This is a genomic window from Flavivirga aquatica (assembly GCF_001747085.1).
GTDB lineage: Bacteria > Bacteroidota > Bacteroidia > Flavobacteriales > Flavobacteriaceae > Algibacter_C > Algibacter_C aquatica.
In genome coordinates this window covers 217,569-240,311 of the sequence record NZ_MDJD01000043.1, presented here as the reverse complement: position 1 = coordinate 240,311, position 22,743 = coordinate 217,569, and the positions used below count along the sequence as shown (strand labels likewise).

Here is a 22,743-nt window from a genome sequence, read left to right as displayed (position 1 = left end):
CTTTTCAAGTTGAAAAGATATTTTTGTATTTATTAAAATTTTATATTGAACAGTAATTACAACGCATCAATTACCGTGCTCAAACGTACTGTAATATCTTCTATACTTCCAATACCATCGACTCCAAAATATTTATTTTGATCTGCATAGTAATCTTTTAATATAGCTGTTTTATCGTAATATTCTTTTACTCGATTTCTAATAATAGACTCATCGGCATCATCTGCTCTACCACTAGTTTTTCCTCTTTCAAGTAAACGTTGTACTAAAACCTCATCATCTACTTCTAAAGCAATCATCGCATCTATTTGTGAATCTTTACTCTCCATTAATTTATCAAGGGTTTCTGCTTGAGGATTTGTTCTAGGAAAACCATCAAAAATAAACCCATTAGCATCTGCATTTTTTTCAACTTCTGCATTTAACATATCAATAGTTACTTGGTCTGGAACTAACTCTCCTTTATCTATATAAGATTTTGCAAGCATCCCTAAAGCGGTTTCGTTTTTAATATTAAACCTAAAAACATCTCCTGTAGAAATATGTACTAGGTTATATTTCTCTTTTAAAAAATTTGCCTGCGTTCCTTTCCCTGCTCCAGGAGGGCCAAATAGCACTAAGTTTGTCATGTGTTGCGTTTCTTTTATTTGATATATTTCTGGTAAATTTCTTCCTAATCCGTCGTAGTCTAATCCATAACCTACAATGAATTTATTAGGAATTTCGATACCAACATAATGTAATTTATAGTCTTTTTTATAGGCTTCTGGTTTATAAAATAGCGTTGCTATTTTTAACGATTTCACCTTTTCATTTTTAAAAATTCTATGAACCTCTGCCAATGTCTTTCCTGTATCAATAATATCTTCTAAGATCACTACAGTACGTCCTGTTAAATCTTGAGTTAAGCCAATTAATCTTTGTATATCTTCGGTAGATTTAACTCCTTCATAAGATGCTAACTTTATAAAAGTAACCTCACATGGTTTTGGATACTTTTTCACAAAATCACTTACTACCATAAATGAGCCATTTAAAATACCTACAAACACTGGTATTTCGTCACCTACGTCTTCAGAAATCTCTATAGCTAAACGTTGCATAACATCATCAATTTGTTTTGCAGAAATAAATGGTTTAAAATATTTATCGTGTAGCTTTATCACGGGTTCTAATTTTTAAAGGAGCAAAGATAATCAATAGATTATCGAATAACGATTTTTTGATTTACGATTTAAGGACTAATTAATTTTACTTGTTATTAAAGCATAAAATTTAAGAACAGCCTTAACTTTTTATAGTTGAAACAAAAATTCTCAATTCTATTTTAAGCTAAAACTCTTTAAATTAAAAACCATAACTACAAAAGGTAAAAAATCCTAAAACAGACACGTTATTTTTTAGCCAATTCTTAAAGTTTAAACAAGATCTAAAGAAACTGCATAAAAACAAATGAATTATTAGCCTAATTTTGTGATTGATTTAGTATAAATGTATTTTTGCATTTCGATTCTCGAAACTAATCGAGATAGTTCTATTTAAAACTAACTCAATGAACTACTTTTCTTCAAATTTTAAACTTGGTATTCTTGGTGGCGGTCAATTAGGTAAAATGTTACTTAACGATACTAGAAAATTTGATATTTATACGTGTATTTTAGATGATAGTAATGAAGCGCCTTGTAAAATTGCAAGTAATGAATTTCATTTAGGTGATTTAATGAACTATGATGATGTCTATAATTTTGGAAAACAAGTCGATGTACTAACTATTGAAATTGAAAATGTAAATGTGGATGCTTTAGAAGCTCTTGAAAAAGAAGGTATAAAAGTATATCCATCATCAAAAACATTACGTACCATACAAAACAAAGCAACTCAAAAATTGTTTTATGTTGATAATCATTTACCAACTGCGCCTTTTTCTCGTTTTGCATATACTTCTGAAATTAATGAAGCTATTAAAAATGGAGGATTAAACCTTCCTTTTGTATGGAAATGTGCTCAATTTGGGTATGATGGAACAGGTGTTAAAATTGTAAAATCACTTGAAGATTTAGAAGGTTTACCTAATGTTGAATGTATTACAGAAACCTTAGTACCATTTAAAAATGAATTAGCTGTTATTGTTGTTCGTAGTGTATCTGGTGAAACTAAAACATTTCCTGTTGTAGAAATGGAATTTCACCCTGAAGCTAACCAAGTAGAATATGTTATTTGTCCTGCAAGGATTGATAGCAGTTTAGCAAAAAAAGCACAAGAAATTGCTTTAAATGTATCGAACGCTTTTAATCATGTTGGATTGTTAGCTGTTGAAATGTTTCAAACACAAAACGACGAAATTTTGATAAATGAAGTAGCACCAAGACCTCATAATTCTGGGCATCAAACCATTGAAGCTAGTTATACTTCTCAATTTGAACAGCATATTAGAGCTATATTAGACTTACCATTAGGTCGTACAGATAGTAAGGTTGATGGTGTCATGGTTAATTTAGTAGGCGCTGAAGGATTTTCTGGAGATGTAGTATATCAAAATATTGAAATTATTATGAATATGAACGGAGTAACTCCTCATATTTATGGTAAAAAACAAACTAGACCATTTAGAAAAATGGGACATGTAACTATTGTAAATGAAAATTTAGGTGATGCTAGAAAAGTTGCAGAACAAGTAAAAAATACGATTAAAGTAATTAGCAAATAATGTTTACCTGAACGCAATTAAGGAATTTTAAATAATATAAATTCATTTGTGTATAACCAGACAAATAATAAATTTATGAATAAAGTAGGCGTAATCATGGGAAGTAAAAGTGACCTCCCTGTAATGCAAGATGCTATAGACATCTTAAAAGGTTTTGACATTGAAGTTGAGGTTGATATTGTTTCGGCACATAGAACACCAGAAAAATTATTTAATTATGGTAAACATGCACACACTAGAGGTTTTGCTGTTATTGTAGCTGGAGCTGGTGGTGCTGCACATTTACCTGGAATGATAGCTTCTTTATCTCCTCTTCCAGTAATAGGTGTTCCTGTAAAAAGCAGTAACTCTATTGATGGTTGGGATTCTATTTTATCTATCCTTCAAATGCCAGGTGGAGTTCCTGTTGCTACCGTTGCTCTTAATGGAGCAAAGAATGCTGGTATTTTAGCTGCTCAAATTATAGGTTCTAGTGATACTTGCGTATTAGATAAAATAATAGTTTACAAAGAAGGTTTAAAACAGAAAGTAAACGAATCTGCTAAAGATTTAAAATAATAAAAGCCTTGATTTTAAAAAATCAAGGCTTTTATAGATATTAACAAATAATTCTATGAGTTAGTCACTCTAATATTTATCGCTGCAAATATAGATAAATATTTGTTATGCATGCATAACAAGCTTAAATTTATCACATTACTTGTCAATACAAAAGAAAACACCTGATTACAAGTGTATTTTCTTTCGTAAAAATTTTGAATAAAAAAATAAATACATGAATCCTCTTTTAAATACATTTAACTCAACATATAATACTGCTCCTTTTTCAGAAATTAAAACGGAACATTTTCTTCCTGCTTTAAAAAAAAACATTGAAGAAGCTAAAGCTGAAATTGATGCCATTGTTAATAATAATGAATCACCAACTTTTGAAAATACCATTGAAGCTTTAGATTTTTCTGGAGAACAATTAGATAGAGTTTCTAGCATATTTTTTAATTTAAACTCTGCTGAAACAAATGAAACTATTCAAAAAATAGCTCAAGAAATATCTCCTCTCCTATCGGATTTTAGTAATGATATCACTCTAAATGAAGCCCTATTTAAACGTGTAAAATCTGTATACGATTCAAAAGATGAATTAGATCTAACTAATGAACAATTAACACTTTTAGACAAAAGATATAAAGGGTTTTCAAGAAACGGTGCTAATTTAGCTGATGACAAAAAAGAAAAACTTAGAGAGATTGATAAAAAACTAAGCCAACTAAAGCTTAAGTTTGGTGAAAACGTATTAGCAGAAACCAATGCGTTTGAAATGCTAATTACTAATGAAGCTGATTTATCTGGTTTACCAGATGGAGCTAAAGAAGCTGCTAAACAGTTAGCAGAATCTAAAAACAAAGAAGGCTGGTTGTTTACTTTAGATTACCCTAGCTATATTCCATTTATGACCTATGCAGATAATCGTGAATTGCGAAAAAAATTAGCTATTTCTGCAGGTTCAAAAGCATTTAAAGGTGATAAATTAGATAATCAAGAGAATGTTCTTAACATTGTAAAATTAAGACATGAACGTGCTAACCTTTTAGGATATAAAACGCATGCACATTTTGTTTTAGAAGAACGTATGGCAGAAACACCTGAAAACGTTAATAGCTTCTTGAACGACTTATTAGAAAAAGCAAAACCTGCCGCTCAAAAAGAATTTAAAAATCTAGAACAATTTGCTAAAGAATTAGATAATATTGATAGACTAGAGAAATGGGATAGTGCTTATTATTCGGAAAAACTAAAACAAAAACTTTTTAGTCTTGATGATGAATTATTAAAGCCTTATTTTAAATTAGAGCATGTTATTAACGGTGCATTTACTATAGCTAATAAATTATTTGATTTACATTTTCAAGAAATTGATACCATAGATAAATATCATGAAGATGTTCTAACTTATAAAGTAACAGATTCAAAAGGTGATTTAATCTCCATCTTTTATGCCGATTTTTTCCCAAGACCAGGAAAACGTAATGGTGCTTGGATGACTTCTTTTAAACCTCAATTTATAAAAGAAGGTAACAATAGTAGACCACACGTATCTATAGTATGTAACTTTACAAAACCTACAAAAAGCAAACCTTCCCTACTAACCTTTAACGAAGTTACAACCTTATTTCATGAGTTTGGCCATGCCTTACACGGTATGTTAGCTAACACAACTTACCCTAGTATTTCAGGAACTAGTGTATATTGGGACTTTGTTGAATTACCTAGTCAGGTTTTAGAAAACTGGTGTTACGAAAAAGAAGCTTTAGAGCTATTTGCAACGCATTACGAAACTGGAGAAGTCATTCCAATGGATTTGGTTGAAAAAATAAAAGAATCGGCTACCTTTCATGAAGGTATGCAAACACTACGTCAATTAAGTTTCGGCTTATTAGATATGAGTTGGCATGGTAGCGAATCTCCAGAAAATATTAAATCTGTAAAAGCTCATGAATCTGAAACTTTTAAAAACACAACTCTTTATCCAGATGTAATAGAGAATTGTATGAGTACCGCGTTCTCACATATTTTTCAAGGTGGCTATTCTTCTGGCTATTACAGCTACAAATGGGCAGAGGTTTTAGATGCAGATGCTTTTGAGTATTTTAAAGAAGCTGGTATTTTTAATAAAGAAGTCGCTTTAAAATTTAAAGACCATGTATTGTCTCAAGGAGGAACAGAAAACCCAATGAAACTATACAAACGTTTTAGAGGTCAAGAACCTAAACCCGAAGCCTTATTAAAACGTGCTGGCTTATTAAAATAAGCTAAATCTTTTTTTTATTTAGGTGTCTATAGCGTTTTTAAGAGTGCCTTAGATACCTAAATCATATTTACCCTTATTCCTTTCTCTAGTTTATAATCCGACATCTAACCAAGGTTATAAATAGAATATTTACACCTTTATTCTACCTAACTAATTGTTAAAGTAAATGTTAAGGTTTTTATTATTCTTCAAAATATCTTAAAGTAAAAAAACACTTCTTCTTGCATTTAAAATTACAAAAAAAAGAAAATGCATTTTTCATTACGCATATCAAAAAAAAAGAGACTTTTATCAAGATAAATTCAAATATATAACAACTACTAGCCCCTTGATTTATCAACTTGATATTTCCTACAAAATGACATCTATTTCCTATCTATCTGCAACAAAAAACGAATAAAAAAAACTATTATTGTACATGTAAAAACATACTTAACCAGAAAAAAAACTTACACAAAAAATCAACCCATGAAAACAAATTTTATTAAAAAAAACTGGATGAAGTACCTATGTACCCTATTATTATGTCAAGCTTCTTTTTTTAATCTTAATGCACAATCTAATTATAACACAAAAAAAAACGTGTTAATAATTATGGTAGACGACCTAAATGATTGGGTCCAAGGTTTTGGAGGAAACAACCAAGTTAAAACTCCTAATATTAGCAGGCTAGTAAACAGGTCTGTTGTTTTTCAAAGTGCTTATTGCTCTGCTCCTATTTGCGGCCCTTCTAGAGCTAGTATTTTTACAGGACAATACCCTTTAACTACTACAGTTTACCAAAATGGACATCATTTTAGAGAATATCCTGGAATGAAAAATATAGTTACTATGCCACAATATTTCAATAGATTTGGAAACTACCGTACTGTATCTGCTGGTAAAGTATTTCATGTTCCAAGAGGTTACAATAATAGAAATAATGTAGAAAGTGATTACCCTTACTCTTTTAATGATTTAAATGGAAACTTACATCGTAAAGGAGATATGGGAACCCTATTACCACAAGGCGTAGTTAGAACTAATTTAACCGAAAAATTTAATCGAACTGGTGTAGATCTTAGATCTAATAATATTGTACAAGGATTTAAAGACCAATTTGATTGGGCTGCAACTGTTAAAGACATTAGAGGTAATACTCAAACATTAGAAAAAACTGAAGACTATCTGTCTTTAGATTTTGTTGCTAAATTTATTCGTAACGAAAGAAACACACAAGATAGAAGACCATTTTTCGCAGCATGTGGAACTTTCCGACCTCATACACCTTTGTATTGCCCTAAGGAGTTTTATGATTTATACAAAAACGTAGATATTGAATTACCTCATGTAATTGCCAACGATTTAAACGATGTTAAAGTTAGTAAAAATTGGTCTGCTCTTCATAAAGCTATACTAGATTCTAAAAACGGAAAATCTGGTATAAGTAAATGGAAGGATTTTGTACGCGCTTATATGGCTAATATTTCTTATGTAGATGCATGTATTGGTAATTTATTAGATGCTTTAGATAATAATACTTTTGTTAAAAATAATACAATTGTAGTTTTTGTTAGCGATCATGGGTTTAGTTTAGGAGAAAAAGAGTATTGGACTAAACCTACCCTTTGGGAAGAAATATCTAGAGTACCAATGATGATTTATGATCCTAGTATAAATGGCATACAAGGAAAAAAAATAAATGTAAATCGAGTTGTATCTACTGTAGATTTATATCCTACTTTAGTTGATTTAGCTGGTTTACCAAAAAACAATATCTATAGCAGTTTAGATGGTGTAAGCTTAAAACCTTTAATGGAAAAACCTACAAGAACTTGGAATAGAATTGCCTTAACATCTCGAGACAAAGACAATCATACGGTAAGAAACCAACGTTTCAGATATATTTCTAAAAACGGCGGTTACCATCAAGAATTATACAATCATGATGTAGACCCAAATGAGTTTAACAATTTAATGCAATTTTCTGGAGGCAACTTAAAATCTGTTAATGATAATGAATTAAATCGCAGAGTTTTAAACGTTTTAAGAAATGCTTTAAACACATCTAAAAATGGTAGTAAAGCTGCAAGAAAAAGAATATTAGCTCATGGGGTTGACCAAACATTAACTTCTAAATCTGTAAATAGGATTCATTCAAATAAGGACTTATTTGTAAGCATAAAAAATAAAACACTTAATTTAACACAGAATAGTGAATTTGCAGCTAATACTAAATTATATGTATATGATTTAATAGGAAACAAAATTATTGAAAAAGAGTTTTCTGGAGGCCACAAACTTACCATTAATGCAAAAACATTAGCTTCTCAGGTTTATATTCTTAAAGTTGTACAAAACAAAGGTGATGTACAAATATTTAAATTTATAAATAAGTAAAATAATTTTATACTTAATAAAACCCAAGTTTTAAGCAAAACTTGGGTTTTTCTTTTTAAATCTTAAAATTACAATACAGAAACATTCGCTTTATTCCATTTTATCCTAGTACAAATTAAACATCACGAGTATATCCATTTGTTAAATAGAATCATTTCTACATAAATAAACAAAATTTCATCTATTCTAATCATTCACAAAACAAACTTTCAATAATTACTGAAAGTTTAGAAAACTTTTATATATTTACACCATGGAATATCAAGAAGCAAAAGAAAAGTTTATAAACACATGGGGAAGTTTAGGTACATTATGGGGCATAAACAAGGCTATGGCACAAATACAATCACTTCTTTTTATCTCTACAAAACCGCTTTCTATGGAAGAAATCATGGAAGAACTTAAAATTTCCCGTGGTAATACCAGCATGAATTTACGCCAACTTATGGATTGGGACATCGTAACTAAAGAACTTATTCCTGGAGAACGGAAAGAGTTTTTTACCACAGAAAAGGATGTACAAGAACTAGCGAGACATATTGCAAAAAAACGCAGCCGAAAGGAAATAAAACCAGTTATTAAAGTATTAAAAGAAGTTAGCTCCATTAAAGATGATGGCTCAGCTAAAACCAAGGAGCTTATAAAACAAACTAAAGCGCTCCATAATTTAGCCGAAACAGCAGATACTTTAATGAACAAAATTGTAAACCAAGAACAAAATTGGATTACAAAATCTTTATTAAAACTGATTAAGTAAAAAATTTAAAATAAAGTTTCAAAAGTTATTGAAAGTTTAAAAATTAAGAGAAATGAAATACCTTCTTCATATAAACTTGACGCTTATAACAATAAACATGTTGCTCTTTATTGAACCGTATATTGGATTTCTATCTCTAATAGTACTAGGAAGTATTCAAGTATTAATGGCTGTAATAATAGGATTTAATTTTTTTAACCTAAACAATAGAGGGAAAACACAATTTATAATCTATTGTATTATAACGTATATAGTTATATCAACTATATCAAACGGATTGAAAATCTTCATTTGTATACCAATTTATATTCTTTTAGCATTTCTACACTTAAATATTACATATATAATTAATAGATCAAATCACAAAAAGACTAGAAAATAATAAAATGAAAGACAACAAAGCACATACAGTGCTAACCTATATTATTGCAATTGTATGGATTACAAATGGAGTTATTTGTAAAATATTAAACCTCGTTCCTAGACATCAAGATATTGTTTCCAGGATTTTAGGAGATTCTTATTCTGAATCTCTAACAATTGCAATAGGAGTATCCGAAATCTTTATGGCTATTTGGGTTTTAAGTCGATATAAGACTAAACTAAATACAATTACTCAAATTATAATTGTAGCCGTAATGAATAGTCTTGAATTATTCTTCGCTCAAGATTTATTACTCTGGGGTAAGTTCAATTCATTATTTGCCGTTATTTTCATCTTTATAGTGTATTACAATGAATTTATTTTAAATAAAAACACCCTATAGATATTATGCTTTCATTTTTAAAGAATCATCCATTTGCTGTTGAAGCTTTTTTTGAAACCTCTACAGTTTTAACTTTTGCTGTCGATAAAAAAAAACTTGAACACCTAATTCCCGAATGTTTACAATTAGATACGCATCAAAAAAAATGGGCTTTTATTGCTGTAGCATTAGTACAAACAAAAGACTTAAGACCAAAAGGGTTTCCTAAATTTTCGGGTAACGATTTCTTTTTAATTGGTTATCGTGTTTTTGTACGCTACAAAAATAATCAAGAAAAAAAATTGCGTGGGTTGTATATTTTAAAATCTGAAACAGATAAAAAGAAAATGGCTTTCATCGGTAATATTTTCACACATTATAACTACAAAACAACGGATATTATTAAAACTAAAAACAGATATACAGATGAAATATTTTCTATAAAATCAAAATTTAAAATAGCAATAGATAAAAACAATGATCAGGCTGACTTACCAAAAGCGTCTCCATTTAATAATTGGAAGGAAGCAAGACGTTTTGCAGGACCTCTACCATTCACTTTCACATATAATGATACTACTAAAAACATTTTAATTATTGAAGGAGTGAGACAAAACTGGAAACCTAAACCACTAAGTATTGTAGACTACAATTTTGAGTTTTTAAAGTTATTAAAACTTGATGGTGCCATTTTAGCTAATGCTTTTATTATTAACAACATTCCATACTACTGGAAAAAAGGAAAAATTGAATCATGGAAAAAAGAAGAAAATTTCAAGGCGTCTTAAATATTTTAAGCTTTAATAGACACTTTTACGTTATTGGCTTATGTATTTTACTCTTAATAACCATAGGTTATATAGTATTTGATTGGTCTAACTTATTATATTGGATAATAATTGCTCTATTTGTTTATGGACTTATAATGCCATTATTAGTATCTGCTTACGTTTATGATTTTTCAGGGTATTATAATTTTAATTGGCTAGACACTTGCCAAATAGATCATACCTCTACTAAAAAAATTATAAATATTAATGCAGGTTTTGATGAAACTAGTTTTATCATTAGAAATGTTTTCCCAAAATCTAATTTAAGCATATTCGATTTTTATAATGCAAAAAAGCACACAGAACCTGCTATAATTAGAGCTAGAAAAGTAAGCTTAACATACCCAAATACACAGAATATAGAATCGAATTTCATTCCTTTAAAAGACAAATCGGTTGATGTCATTTTTCTGCTTTCTGCTATCCATGAAATACGATCTCCCAAAGAAAAAGTTAGCTTTCTAAAAGAATGCCATAGAGTATGCAAATCCGAAGGTAAAGTTATTATGGTCGAGCATTTAAGAGATTTACCAAATTTTTTAGCTTTTTCAATAGGTTTTACTCATTTTTTTTCAAATCATGTTTGGAAAAAAGCATTTAAAGACGCGGGATTTTCATCCTTTACAGAAACAAAATTTACGTCATTTATGTCCATTTTTAATTATCAACCTTAATATTATTTTCATGTATATTCATCTACATATCATTGGCATACTTTTAATTAGCCTAGCTTTAATTCATATCATTTTTCCAAAATATTTTAACTGGAAAAAAGAACTAAAATCATTAAGCCCTATAAATAGGCAGATAATGTTTGTTCATACATTTTTTATTGCTTTAACAGTTTTTTTAATGGGTCTACTATGTCTTACCTCTTCATCTGAACTTATTGAAACTCTTTTAGGTAAAAAAATAGCACTTGGTCTAGGCTTGTTCTGGGTAATACGGTTATTTGCTCAGTTTTTTATTTTTCCCTCAAAGCTTTGGAAAGGAAAACAATTTGAAACTATAATACATATTTCATTCTCCTTATTATGGTTTTATTTCAGCAGTATTTTTTTAATAATAGCTTTCTAAAAACCAACAAATTCGTCTTTAACTTTAAACTCAAAAAGCACAAGCTTAATATATTATTTGCCATATCCTCAAAACAAAACCTATGAAATCTACAATAGAAAGATTAGAAAGCAATTACATAGAAATGATCGATTTCTATAACGAAGCTACAGAAGATTATAAACATTGAAGCAACCATTTTAATATGCATTTTGGTTACTATACCCCATTTAAAACAAATTTTTTTAAACGAGACACCATGCTAAATGAAATGAATAACCAAGTATTAAAGCGATTAAAGTTAAAAAACAGCAAAACGTTATTAGCAGATTTAGGCTGTGGTGTGGGAGGCACCATGCGTTATATATTAAAAAAGAAAAAAAATCTATCTGCTTTTGGCATTAAACTATCAGATTTTCAAGTACAAAAAGGTAATGTATTATTAAAGGGAGATAAGGGTACTATTTTAAAAGAAAATTACAATAACACGTCTTTTCAAACAAACCTATTCGATGCAGCTTTGGCCATAGAAAGTTTTTGTCATTCTGGACATAGCAAAAAGTCATTAAAAGAAGCTTATAGAATTTTAAAACCAAAAGGTAAACTAGTTATTGCCGATGCGTTCTTAAAAAAGCAAGAATCAGAGTTATGCTTAGGTAGTAATTATGCCTATGAACAACTTTGCAATCATTGGAGTTTAGAAAAATTGGAGTCTATAAATAATATGGTATTAAAACTAAAAGCTCAAGGTTTCACTAAAATTAAAGTTGAAAACGCGTCATTTAGAGTAGCCTCTTCTGTATTACACGTACCATTTGCTATTATTGGGTTTACTCTAAAAAAACTATTTAATGATAAAACTTTAAAACGTGAAAGCTTACATAATCTTAAAGGTTCTTTTTATGCATTACTTTCTGGATTACATATAAAAAGTTTTGGTTATTATATTATTTCTGCTGCTAAATAACAACTATTCAAAATAAGACCTTAATATTAATTAATAGTCATTTAATAAACAATTAAAAAAATTCATTTTTTTACCTTATTTTAGCTGCGATTTAAAATAATTGCCAAACAAATGTCTAACCATCAAATTAATCCCAATAAGTGGATCGATCTATATTCAGATTACTTATTTAACTACACTATTTCGCGTGTTAGTGATAGAGAGATTGCTCAAGATTTGGTTCAAGACACGTTTTTAGCCGGTTTAAAATCAATGAAAAACTTTAAAGGTGAAGCTAGTGAACGCACATGGCTTATTTCTATTTTAAAAAGAAAAATCATTGATCACTATAGAAAAATAAATTCGAATAAAGGAAAAGCAGAAGTACGAATAAGCTACAACAACGATTCGGAAACAGAAGGAGATTGGCTAGAAGAACGTGTTGCAGACCCTTTTGATAAAACTGCTGAAGATAAATTACAAAACAATGAACTTGGAGATGCTATAAATATTTGCTTAAGTAAACTACCAGAAAAACAAGCTGAAGTTTTTAGAATGAAAACTATACTAAGCTATGAAACTGAAGTAATTTGTAATGAACTAAATATTACTGCGTCTAATCTTTGGGTAATAATTCACAGAGCAAGAACAGCTATGGCTAGTTGCCTTGAAGAAAACTGGTTTTAATTATGAGTAATAAACAACAAAAACTTAAAATTTTTATCCCTTGTGAAGAAGCCAATCATGTTTGTGATAAAACACAATACAAAGAAGCTACACTATGGGAAAAAATCAAACTTAGTGCACATTTAATTTATTGTAGAGCCTGTAGAAAATATACAAAAAATAACAGTATGCTCACAAAAAAAATTAAAGAGTCTAAAGTAGAGTGCATGACAATTGAAGCAAAAAAGGCTATGAAAGAAAACTTAAAACAAGCATTAAAAGAAAGTACGCTTTAAATAAAAAATAACATTAAAATTAGCCATAATATTGGAACTCCCTCCACGATAAACGAACTATAATACTTTGTTTGTTCTTTTTTAGATACTAATAAAAGTAAAATCGTTACCAATGTTGTAGTAAACAAAATTATACTATAAATAAGCCCCATCTCTTTTTTAAGAAATTGCACAAAAGTAAAGACCAATAATAACAAAACACCTATTAGCTTTGTTTTAGCAATTCCAATTCTTTGCGGTATCGTAGACAATTTCACACTATCGTACTGTAAGTCTCTAATTTCAAAAGGCAACATTAAGGCCATAATAAATAGAAATCGTTGTATGCTTGTAATTAATACATTGGCATCTAAAACAAAATCATTATTTATTAGTGGTAAAAAAACGGTAACACCAGACCAAATAAGTCCAATTAAATAAATTTTTAATCCACTTATACTACGCAAATTATGTTGACTATCTAAAAAAAAACGCTTAGGTAAAAAAGGAATCGCATATAAAAATGTAACCAAACCAAACCCTAATACATACACCAACGTTCTTTGCTCTAATTGAAATACATAATAAAGCATTAAAACAAAACAGGCTAAAGAAAATATTTGTATAGATTTTAACCAAGCTGCTAAACGTCTATGATGAAACTTGGCTATTCCAAAATACTTTACAAAATTATACCCAGTAATTGTTGCATAAAAATTAAAATACAATATATTTTCGTCATACGAGATATTAAACTCTAGAAGTGTAATCCATGAAAGTGAAAACACTGATAATGCTACATGAATACTACTATTGATGTAAAAATTAAAAAGTTGTTTCATAAACCTCATAAAACAAAAGTAATCAATTGTAAAAAACCATTACACAACTTATAACCCTATTATTTAGTATTCTCTTTTAGCTTATTTTAAAATTCCAATACATTGATTTTTTACTTTAAAAATTGAATAGTAATAAAAATAGACATAATACTGCTATTTTTGTAAATTTAGCTTTCATCTTTATTATATTTTTAGTTCGTAATTAAGTTATCTATCTGTGAAATCATATTAAAAAGCAAGCAAAAACTCATAGGAAAAATAACACAAACTACTAATTAACAATACTATAAACAAACACACCCTAATATTTTTAAGAAATTGATCAAAATAAACTATATCAATTTTTATTTAAAATTACTGCAAGACAAACTTCCATTAACGAAACAGGATTGCTTTTCACTTTATATCAAAAAGAGATTACAGATTAATAACTCATTAATTTATTTAATAGAGATATGCAAACTCAAAACAAAACATATAACTTTCACCCATTGAAATTGAAAATAATTGCAGTTTCTCTTAATATCGAATTAAATAATAAAAAAGGGCATTTTTAACGATTATTTGAAAGGATAAATGATGTGATTAAGATTTCTTTAACATTAAAATTAAAAAAAATACAACTTACATTACAGTAAATTCAAAGCATTTTTCCTAACAGTGCCTACAAAATGCTCTAACGATTAAAAACTTTCGATTTCATGCAATAAAACGCATGGAATATTATGTATTTTTGCGAATTATATAATTAATTTGACTTTAATGAATACAAACGCTTTTGCATTGCGTCATATTGGCCCAAGAGAAGAAGACCAAAACTCTATGTTAAAAACTCTAGGTGTTGACTCTCTAGACCAGTTAATTTACGAAACAATCCCTGACGATATTCGATTAAAAAATGGGCTACATTTAGATGAACCTATGACTGAGCATGAATATTTACATCATATTCATGAACTATCTAAAAAGAACAAAGCATACACAACTTATATAGGTCTAGGTTATCACCCTACTATTTTACCAGCAGTTATTCAAAGAAATATTCTTGAAAACCCAGGTTGGTACACAGCATACACACCATATCAAGCAGAAATTGCTCAAGGAAGACTAGAAGCTCTTTTGAATTTCCAAACCATGGTAATAGACCTTACTGGTATGGAAATTGCCAACGCATCATTACTTGATGAAAGTACTGCTGCTGCGGAAGCTATGAGTTTATTATTTGCAGTTCGTGATCGTAATCAGAAAAAAACTGGAGTAAATAAGTTTTTCGTTTCAGAAAACATATTACCTCAAACGCTTTCTTTATTAGAAACAAGAGCTACTCCTATTGGTATTGCTTTAGTTGTTGGTAATGAAAATACATTTGATTTTTCTTCAGACTTCTTTGGAGCTATTTTACAGTACCCTGGTAAAAACGGTCAAATAACAGATATAAAATCATTTATTAATAAAGCTAATGACTCCCAAATTAAAGTAGCTGTAGCTGCAGATCTTTTAAGTTTGGTAAAATTAGAAGCTCCTGGAAAATTTGGAGCAGATGTTGTAATAGGTACAACTCAACGTTTTGGTATACCTATGGGATATGGTGGCCCTCATGCAGCCTTTTTTGCAACTAAACAAGCTTACAAACGGGATTTACCTGGGCGTATTATAGGGGTTACTAAAGATGCAAATGGTAATAGAGCCCTACGTATGGCACTACAAACTCGTGAGCAACATATAAAACGAGATAAAGCAACCTCTAATATTTGTACCGCTCAAGTCTTATTAGCTGTTATGGCTAGTATGTATGCTGTATATCATGGCTCTAAAGGTTTAAAATTTATAGCAAATAAAGTTCATAATAAAGCATCAAAACTAGCTGAAGTATTAAAAGAATTAGGTTTCGAACAAATAAACACATCATTTTTTGATACACTTCAAATAAAAACAGATGCTAAAAAAATAAGAAAGATAGCTAAGGACAAAAAGATAAATTTATATTATCCAGACTCTAAAACGGTAACTATTTCTATAAATGAAACAACATCTATTAAAGACATTAATTACCTTATTTCCATTTTTGCTAAAGCCGCAAAAAAAGAAACTATTGTTATTTCTGCCATTGAAGATGTAAATAACATACAGAAGTCTATACAGAGAACATCTAGCTTTCTAACACTTGATGTTTTTAATACCTATCACTCAGAAACAGAGTTAATGCGCTATATAAAATCTTTAGAACGTAAAGATTTATCATTAAATCACTCTATGATTTCATTAGGGTCATGTACAATGAAATTAAATGCAGCTTCGGAAATGCTTCCTTTAAGCTGGTTTAAATGGGGAAACATTCATCCCTTTGTTCCATTAAAACAAGCTAAAGGGTATTTAAAAATCTTAAAAAAATTAGAAGATCAGCTAACAGAAATTACAGGTTTTGCAGCGACATCACTGCAACCAAATTCTGGAGCTCAAGGTGAATTTGCAGGACTCATGGTTATTAAAGCCTACCATGAATCACGAGGTGAACACCATAGAAATATCTGCTTAATCCCATCATCTGCACATGGTACAAACCCAGCAAGTGCAGTTATGGCGGGTATGAAAGTAGTTGTTACAAAATCTACTGCTGAAGGTAATATTGATGTAGAAGATTTACGAGAGAAAGCCATTTTACATAAAAACAATCTTTCATGCTTAATGGTAACTTACCCATCAACACATGGAGTTTACGAGTCTGCTATTAAAGAAATTACTAAACTAATTCATGACAACGGCGGTCAAGTGTATATGGATGGAGCTAATATGAATGCCCAAGTAGGCTTAACAAACCCTGGAAATATTGGAGCAGACGTATGTCATTTAAATTTACATAAAACTTTTGCGATCCCTCATGGTGGTGGTGGTCCAGGGGTAGGTCCTATTTGTGTTGCCAAACAACTTGTTCCATTTTTACCAGGAAATCCAATTGTAAAAACAGGTGGTAAAGAAGCTATCACTGCTATTTCTGCCGCACCTTTTGGCTCAGCTTTAGCATGTTTAATTTCTTATGGATATATAAAAATGTTAGGAGCAGAAGGCTTAACAGAATCTACTAAAATTGCTATTTTAAATGCCAATTATATAAAAAATCGCTTAGAAGGTAATTTTGATACTTTATATTCTGGTGAACGCGGCCGTGCTGCACATGAAATGATTGTAGACTGCCGACCTTTTAAAGCTAATGGCATTGAAGTTACTGACATTGCAAAACGTTTAATGGACTATGGTTTCCATGCACCAACAGTGTCTTTCCCTGTAGCTGGAACGTTAATGATTGAACCTACAGAAAGTGAAAGTAAAGCTGAAATAGACCGATTCTGTGATGCTATGATTTCTATTAAAAAGGAGATTGATAAAACTTCAAAAGATGATAATAATAATGTTCTAAAAAATGCGCCACATACTTTAGACATGGTAACCAAAGACGAATGGCACTTCCCTTATTCTCGTGAAGAAGCTGCTTTTCCTTTAAATTATGTGAAAGATAATAAATTTTGGCCAAGTGTAAGACGTGTTGATGATGCCTATGGAGATAGAAATTTAATTTGCTCTTGTATTCCTGTTGAAGCCTACGTAGAAGTATAAAAACCCTTTTGAACATCGTAAAATACAACAAAAATAAATCGACCTTTAATTAAAAGTATTTATATTGCTAACTACTAATAATTAAAGGTTATTTTCTGTTTATGAATATTAAAATTACTGGCACTGGAAGCTATATCCCACATAATATTGAAAAGAATGAAGACTTCCTTAATCATAAATTTTTAAACAGAGATGGCTCTACAATAAACGCTCCTACTGAAGTTATTGTAAAAAAATTCAAAGCTATCACAGGTATTGAAGAACGGCGTTATGCTAAAAATGATTTAAACACTTCAGACCTAGCTTTTTTTGCAGCAAAAAAAGCCATTGAAAATGCTAAAATTAATCGTGAAGACATAGATTATATAATAGTAGCTCATAACTATGGAGATCTAAAAGATGGTAATAGACAAAGTGACACTGTCCCCAGCATTGCCTCTAGAGTAAAACACCTTTTAAAAATAAAAAACCCAAAATGTGTTGGGTATGATATTCTTTTTGGTTGTCCTGGATGGATTGAAGGTATAATTCAAGCCAATGCTTTTATAAAAGCAGGAATTGCAAAAAAATGTTTGATAATAGGTGCTGAAACATTATCTCGCATAATTGATAGACACGATAGAGATTCTATGATTTATAGTGATGGTGCTGGAGCTACCATATTAGAAGCTACTGATGATGAAGGAGGTATTATTACTCATGAAACTGCAACTTTTACTTTAGATGAAGCCCATTTTATATATTTTGGAGAATCCAATAACCAAGATATAGATGAAGATCGTAGGTATATAAAAATGCATGGTAGAAAAATTTATGAATTTGCTCTAACTAATGTTCCTCTAGCTATGAAATCCTGTCTTGATAATAGCGGAGTTAGTATTCATGATATTAAAAAAATTCTTATCCATCAAGCTAATGAAAAAATGGATGAAGCTATTGTAAAACGTTTTTATCAACTATATAATATGGAAATGCCAAAAGGTATTATGCCCATGACTATAGGAGAGTTAGGAAACTCTAGTGTAGCAACAGTTCCTACTTTATATGACAGAATTTTAAAAGACAAGCTTCAAAATCAAGAAATAAACAAAGGAGATATTATTATATTTGCTAGCGTAGGTGCAGGTATGAATATTAATGCTATAGTTTACAAACACTAATAATGTACGAGGAAATTTACCCAAACAAACGCTTTAAGCATACCATTCAATTTTTACAAAAACACACTTCTAATTCTGAAACCATTTTAGATTTGGGTGTTGTAAATCCATTTACTGATATTATGAAATCACATGGATACAACGTAGAAAACACGAAAGGTGAAGATTTAGATTTTGATATTTCTACTATTAAAAACTCTAAAGCTGATGTTGTAACCGCTTTCGAAATTTTTGAACACTTATTATCTCCATTTACAGTTTTACAATCAATAAAAGCTGATAAATTAATAGCTAGCGTACCTCTTAAATTATGGTTTTCTTCTGCTTATAAGAGTAAAACTGATATGTTGGACAGACATTATCACGAATTTGAAGATTGGCAATTTGATTGGTTATTAGAAAAAACAGGATGGAAAATTATAGATTGCGAAAAATGGACTAACCCAAGTAAGAAAATTGGCATTCGTCCTATTTTAAGGTCTTTTACTCCGAGATATTACATTGTTTACGCAGAAAGAGTTTAAATTTGAATCTTAAACCTTAAGACCTTGAATTTTTACATCATAATTCCTGCGCATAATGAACAAAGTTCTATTGGACTTACTCTAAACTCATTGATACACCAAACACTACCTCCTAAACGCCTAGTAGTAGTTAATGATAACTCAACTGATAAAACTCAAGATATTGTTGAAGCTTATGCCGAAAAACATAGTTGTATTTCTTTAAAAAATAATTTATCATCAAATAAACACCTACCAGGTTCAAAAATCATTAATGCCTTTTATAAAGGCTATGAAACCTTAGACGACAACTATGATGTTATTTGTAAATTTGATGCCGATTTAATTTTCCCAAATAATTACTTAGAGCAACTTTCAAATCATTTTAAAAAAAATGATAGACTAGGAATGGTTTCTGGGTTTTGTTACATTGAAAAAAATAATGAATGGGTTCTAGAAAACTTAACCAGCAAGGACCATATTCGTGGTGCCCTAAAAGCTTATAAAAAAAACTGTTTTCTTGAAATAGGTAAATTAAGGCCATCAATGGGTTGGGATACTATTGACGAATTACTTGCTCAATATTATAATTGGGAAGTATTAACCGATGAAACACTTAAAGTTAAACACTTAAAACCAACAGGGACAAGTTACAATAAAGCCTCTAAGCATTTACAAGGCGAAGCCATGTATAAAATGCGTTATGGCTTTACAATAACTTTTATTTCAGCATTAAAATTAGCTTATAAAAAGAATAATATTGCTTTATTTAAAGACTATTTAGTCGGCTTTTTTAAAGCTCGAAAACAAAAAATAGAATATTTAGTATCTAAAAAAGAAGGCGAGTTTATTAGAGATTTACGTTGGAAAGGTATGCTTAATAAATTAAAATGATATCCTTAAAAATAAAATACCTAAACAAGCTTACATTAACTAAACTTCAAGTAAGCTAACAAGTTTTAGTAAGGATTTCACTAATCAAAATCCCATTCTTTAAAAGAGCTAGAAGTCTCTAACCTATTCTCTAAATCATCTTCTAATTCTGAAAAAAAATCTATTCCTGTTAGAATCTCAACCTTATCAACTGAAACTACAAATTTATAAAGTGACTCATTAGAGTTTTTATGAGGTATTAAAAAAGCTATCATTTTTGTTTTGCCTGTATTATTATCAATCAATATTTTATAAAATTGATTTGGAACTGAGACATCTTCGTCTCCTATAGTTTTCATTTCTCCTTTTAAAACACCTCCTGTTATAACAAAAATGCCATTATATTTTCTTGCCCAATAACGAACTTTTTGCTCTAAAGAATTCCAAATACCAGAATTAAACTTATGTTCTTGCGGGCTTATATTACTTGTTAAAAAAGTTTCATTATGAGCAGATTGACTATATCTTCTATCTCCTGCAGGACATAAATGACCTCTATCATACCCAGACTTCTTATAATTTCTCCAATGAGCTGCTCCTGTTTTAACTGCTTTATCTATTTCAAAATAAGGTCGTTTGAAATTGGTCTTTGAAAGGTGTGATTTCTTTAATTCATATGCAACCCACTCAGCTTGCTCATGCACTTCACTGTAAGACAAAGAATAACCATTATGATGAACAATTTGTCCTGTAGTACTTGTAGGTAAAAAATATTCATTCGTATTTTCTTTAGTCTCTTTTCCTTTTGAAATAAGTTCAGTTTTTTCTTCTTCTCCTAAAAAATATTCATAACTATATACACTTAAAACAACAAGTATTGCTATCACAGAATAAAACGTACGTTTCGTCATTAATCTAAAACAAATTCTAAAGGTTCTCCTATAGCTCCACTTGGAAAACTAATACCTAAAAGTGCAGACATGGTTGGAGCAATATCTGTTATTTCAGTTCTCTTTAAAGTTTCCCCTTGTTTAATTCCTTTACCGTAAAACAATAACGGTACATGCGTATCATAATTTAAACCACTACCATGTGTTGAGCCTGTTTTACCATATGATATATATGCGGGATCATTTACTAAAATAACATCTCCCGATCGTTTTTGATTAAATCCTTTTTGTAACAATGCTTCAATCCCCTCTGTAAATTCAACAGAACTCATAGTAGTACCTGTGTATGCTTTTGAAATATGTTTATAATTTATTTGTTCATTTACAATAGCCTCTTGAACATCTCTCAAATTTAAATCTAATTCTTTTATTTTTTCTCTATTTAAGAATATTTGATTATTACTAATATTCTCTAAAAGATTAGCAGCTCCATAAGTTTCTTCTAAAAACTTTTTAAGTTTTTCTTTACGCTCAGAATTGTTTACATAACCTGCGGGAACTTTTACCGATTTCAAATATGCCGGAACATCAACAGCTCCGTGATCTGCTGTTAAAAATACAGCATATTCGCCTTTCCCTACTTTTAAATCTAAATATTCAAATAAGCGCTTTAAATCTTTATCTAATCTAATATAAGTATCTTCAATTTCTTTAGAGTTTACACCAAAATTATGCCCTACATAATCTGTTGATGAATAACTAACTGTTAAAATATCTGTAATATTATCTTGTCCTAATTGCTCTCCTTCTATAGATGCTAAAACAAAATCTGTAGTTAAACTATTTCCATAAGGTGTTGCTTTTAAAATATCAAACACACCATTTTTCTTTTTTAATTTATCTAATTTGTATGGAAATGTTGCTGTTTTTTTCCCCTTAAAACCGCCTTCAAAAATATTTAAATCACTTCCACTTTCTGTATAAGTTTCAATAGGATACAATGTATTCCATTCTCTTAAATAAGATTCTGTTTTTTTCGATGCATTAAAATCACTAACCCATTTTGGTAACTTTTCCATATAAAACGAACTCGTCACCCAAACACCTTCTCCTTTACCATGAAACCAGTAAGCTGCATTTGCCGTATGTCCTGCTGGTAAAATAGCTCCTCGATCTTTTATAGAAACACCTATGGTTTTTCCTTTCATTTGTGTAAATAATCTATTCTCATCTGCAAACGTGGTTGTTCCCATTCTATGAGGAGACATTTTCCCAGATAAAGCCTTAGTACCTATTGATTCTACATTTTTATCACCTGCACAATACACCATCTTCTTAGATTCCTTATCATACCAATTATTTGCTATAACACCATGATATTTAGGAGTAGTACCAGTATAAACAGATGTGTGTCCAGGCCCTGTATAAGTTGGCACATAATTAAAATGATTATTTTTACAATTAAACCCCGCATTTATCATACGCTTAAAACCGCCTTCGTCATATTTATTATAAAAACGTGTTAAATAATCGTAGCGCATTTGATCTACCACAATGCCTAGCACTAATTTAGGACTATTATAATTATTTTTATGATTACTTAAAGCACCTTTTTTTTGGGCATTACCAGAAAAACACAATGTAATTCCTAATAAAATTAAAATTATTTTTTTTGACATAGCTATAAATTCT

At 29.8% G+C, this 22,743-nt stretch carries 19 protein-coding genes; 15 read left to right on the top strand and 4 right to left on the bottom strand.

The window, feature by feature from the left end; all coding sequences use genetic code 11:
• Positions 1 to 56 precede the first annotated feature (56 nt).
• Entirely contained in the window at positions 57 to 1,166 is a 1,110-nt protein-coding gene (locus tag A8C32_RS19945; RefSeq protein WP_083253317.1) for an adenylate kinase, read from the bottom strand.
• A 386-nt stretch (positions 1,167 to 1,552) separates the two neighbouring features.
• On the opposite strand from A8C32_RS19945, the gene A8C32_RS10540 reads away from it, so the two are divergent.
• From A8C32_RS10540 to A8C32_RS10485, 11 genes are all read left to right on the top strand, one after another.
• Positions 1,553 to 2,707: a 5-(carboxyamino)imidazole ribonucleotide synthase gene (locus tag A8C32_RS10540; RefSeq protein ID WP_069830391.1), complete on the top strand. Its 1,155-nt coding sequence runs from the start codon at positions 1,553 to 1,555 to the stop codon at positions 2,705 to 2,707.
• A gap of 75 nt (positions 2,708 to 2,782) precedes the next feature.
• On the top strand, positions 2,783 to 3,265 hold the full coding sequence (purE, locus tag A8C32_RS10535) for a 5-(carboxyamino)imidazole ribonucleotide mutase (protein ID WP_069830390.1): 483 nt from the start codon (positions 2,783 to 2,785) through the stop codon (positions 3,263 to 3,265).
• Positions 3,266 to 3,482: 217 nt separating this feature from the next.
• On the top strand, positions 3,483 to 5,516 hold the full coding sequence (locus A8C32_RS10530; RefSeq protein ID WP_069830389.1) for a M3 family metallopeptidase: 2,034 nt from the start codon (positions 3,483 to 3,485) through the stop codon (positions 5,514 to 5,516).
• 468 nt (positions 5,517 to 5,984) lie between these two features.
• A complete protein-coding gene (locus A8C32_RS10525; RefSeq protein WP_069830388.1) occupies positions 5,985 to 7,895 on the top strand; it encodes a sulfatase in 1,911 nt (636 codons plus the stop codon).
• Between the two features lie 253 nt (positions 7,896 to 8,148).
• On the top strand, positions 8,149 to 8,652 hold the full coding sequence (locus tag A8C32_RS10520) for a GbsR/MarR family transcriptional regulator (protein WP_069830387.1): 504 nt from the start codon (positions 8,149 to 8,151) through the stop codon (positions 8,650 to 8,652).
• A 386-nt stretch (positions 8,653 to 9,038) separates the two neighbouring features.
• A complete protein-coding gene (locus A8C32_RS10515) occupies positions 9,039 to 9,419 on the top strand; it encodes a DoxX-like family protein (protein WP_069830386.1) in 381 nt (126 codons plus the stop codon).
• 5 nt (positions 9,420 to 9,424) lie between these two features.
• Entirely contained in the window at positions 9,425 to 10,186 is a 762-nt protein-coding gene (locus tag A8C32_RS10510) for a DUF2071 domain-containing protein (RefSeq protein WP_069830385.1), read from the top strand.
• Positions 10,153 to 10,902, top strand: a complete 750-nt coding sequence (locus A8C32_RS10505) for a methyltransferase domain-containing protein (RefSeq protein WP_069830384.1) — start codon at positions 10,153 to 10,155, stop codon at positions 10,900 to 10,902. The genes A8C32_RS10510 and A8C32_RS10505 overlap by 34 nt, the downstream gene beginning before the upstream one ends.
• Before the next feature lie 641 nt (positions 10,903 to 11,543).
• Positions 11,544 to 12,251, top strand: coding sequence for a methyltransferase domain-containing protein (locus A8C32_RS10495; protein WP_240491731.1), 708 nt, complete (start codon positions 11,544 to 11,546; stop codon positions 12,249 to 12,251).
• A gap of 111 nt (positions 12,252 to 12,362) precedes the next feature.
• Positions 12,363 to 12,917 (top strand): sigma-70 family RNA polymerase sigma factor, encoded by a 555-nt coding sequence (locus tag A8C32_RS10490; protein ID WP_069830382.1) that lies wholly within the window; start codon positions 12,363 to 12,365, stop codon positions 12,915 to 12,917.
• A gap of 2 nt (positions 12,918 to 12,919) precedes the next feature.
• Positions 12,920 to 13,192 (top strand): hypothetical protein, encoded by a 273-nt coding sequence (locus A8C32_RS10485; protein WP_069830381.1) that lies wholly within the window; start codon positions 12,920 to 12,922, stop codon positions 13,190 to 13,192.
• Here A8C32_RS10485 and A8C32_RS10480 read toward each other — a convergent pair.
• Positions 13,189 to 14,013 (bottom strand): UbiA prenyltransferase family protein, encoded by an 825-nt coding sequence (locus A8C32_RS10480; protein ID WP_240491730.1) that lies wholly within the window; start codon positions 14,011 to 14,013, stop codon positions 13,189 to 13,191. The two genes, A8C32_RS10485 and A8C32_RS10480, sit on opposite strands and share 4 nt — an antisense overlap.
• Before the next feature lie 762 nt (positions 14,014 to 14,775).
• On the opposite strand from A8C32_RS10480, the gene gcvP reads away from it, so the two are divergent.
• From gcvP to A8C32_RS10460, 4 genes are all read left to right on the top strand, one after another.
• Entirely contained in the window at positions 14,776 to 17,625 is a 2,850-nt protein-coding gene (gene gcvP / locus A8C32_RS10475; protein ID WP_069830379.1) for an aminomethyl-transferring glycine dehydrogenase, read from the top strand.
• A gap of 101 nt (positions 17,626 to 17,726) precedes the next feature.
• The gene (locus A8C32_RS10470; protein ID WP_069830378.1) at positions 17,727 to 18,785 is read left to right on the top strand and encodes a 3-oxoacyl-ACP synthase III family protein; all 1,059 of its coding nucleotides are present in this window, start codon (positions 17,727 to 17,729) and stop codon (positions 18,783 to 18,785) included.
• A gap of 2 nt (positions 18,786 to 18,787) precedes the next feature.
• Positions 18,788 to 19,309 carry a class I SAM-dependent methyltransferase gene (locus A8C32_RS10465; RefSeq protein WP_069830377.1) on the top strand — a complete coding sequence of 174 codons (522 nt, stop codon included), beginning with the start codon at positions 18,788 to 18,790 and terminating at the stop codon, positions 19,307 to 19,309.
• Positions 19,310 to 19,333: 24 nt separating this feature from the next.
• Positions 19,334 to 20,182 (top strand): glycosyltransferase, encoded by an 849-nt coding sequence (locus A8C32_RS10460; RefSeq protein ID WP_069830376.1) that lies wholly within the window; start codon positions 19,334 to 19,336, stop codon positions 20,180 to 20,182.
• A gap of 80 nt (positions 20,183 to 20,262) precedes the next feature.
• Here A8C32_RS10460 and A8C32_RS10455 read toward each other — a convergent pair whose 3' ends face one another.
• Together A8C32_RS10455 and pafA are read right to left on the bottom strand one after the other, a co-directional pair.
• Positions 20,263 to 21,072 (bottom strand): DNA/RNA non-specific endonuclease, encoded by an 810-nt coding sequence (locus A8C32_RS10455; RefSeq protein WP_069830375.1) that lies wholly within the window; start codon positions 21,070 to 21,072, stop codon positions 20,263 to 20,265.
• Complete coding sequence (pafA, locus tag A8C32_RS10450; RefSeq protein ID WP_069830374.1) at positions 21,072 to 22,730, bottom strand: alkaline phosphatase PafA; 1,659 nt, start codon at positions 22,728 to 22,730, stop codon at positions 21,072 to 21,074. Before pafA ends, A8C32_RS10455 begins: the two co-directional genes overlap by 1 nt.
• Between the last annotated feature and the right edge of the window lie 13 nt (positions 22,731 to 22,743).

Coding starts and splice junctions, on each gene's coding strand:
- A8C32_RS10540 (WP_069830391.1), top strand. CDS start 1,553: ATGAACTACTTTTCTTCAAATTTTAAACTTGGTATTCTTGGTGGCGGT.
- purE (WP_069830390.1), top strand. CDS start 2,783: ATGAATAAAGTAGGCGTAATCATGGGAAGTAAAAGTGACCTCCCTGTA.
- A8C32_RS10530 (WP_069830389.1), top strand. CDS start 3,483: ATGAATCCTCTTTTAAATACATTTAACTCAACATATAATACTGCTCCT.
- A8C32_RS10525 (WP_069830388.1), top strand. CDS start 5,985: ATGAAAACAAATTTTATTAAAAAAAACTGGATGAAGTACCTATGTACC.
- A8C32_RS10520 (WP_069830387.1), top strand. CDS start 8,149: ATGGAATATCAAGAAGCAAAAGAAAAGTTTATAAACACATGGGGAAGT.
- A8C32_RS10515 (WP_069830386.1), top strand. CDS start 9,039: ATGAAAGACAACAAAGCACATACAGTGCTAACCTATATTATTGCAATT.
- A8C32_RS10510 (WP_069830385.1), top strand. CDS start 9,425: ATGCTTTCATTTTTAAAGAATCATCCATTTGCTGTTGAAGCTTTTTTT.
- A8C32_RS10505 (WP_069830384.1), top strand. CDS start 10,153: ATGGAAAAAAGAAGAAAATTTCAAGGCGTCTTAAATATTTTAAGCTTT.
- A8C32_RS10495 (WP_240491731.1), top strand. CDS start 11,544: ATGCTAAATGAAATGAATAACCAAGTATTAAAGCGATTAAAGTTAAAA.
- A8C32_RS10490 (WP_069830382.1), top strand. CDS start 12,363: ATGTCTAACCATCAAATTAATCCCAATAAGTGGATCGATCTATATTCA.
- A8C32_RS10485 (WP_069830381.1), top strand. CDS start 12,920: ATGAGTAATAAACAACAAAAACTTAAAATTTTTATCCCTTGTGAAGAA.
- A8C32_RS10480 (WP_240491730.1), bottom strand. CDS start 14,013: ATGAAACAACTTTTTAATTTTTACATCAATAGTAGTATTCATGTAGCA.
- gcvP (WP_069830379.1), top strand. CDS start 14,776: ATGAATACAAACGCTTTTGCATTGCGTCATATTGGCCCAAGAGAAGAA.
- A8C32_RS10470 (WP_069830378.1), top strand. CDS start 17,727: ATGAATATTAAAATTACTGGCACTGGAAGCTATATCCCACATAATATT.
- A8C32_RS10465 (WP_069830377.1), top strand. CDS start 18,788: ATGTACGAGGAAATTTACCCAAACAAACGCTTTAAGCATACCATTCAA.
- A8C32_RS10455 (WP_069830375.1), bottom strand. CDS start 21,072: ATGACGAAACGTACGTTTTATTCTGTGATAGCAATACTTGTTGTTTTA.
- pafA (WP_069830374.1), bottom strand. CDS start 22,730: ATGTCAAAAAAAATAATTTTAATTTTATTAGGAATTACATTGTGTTTT.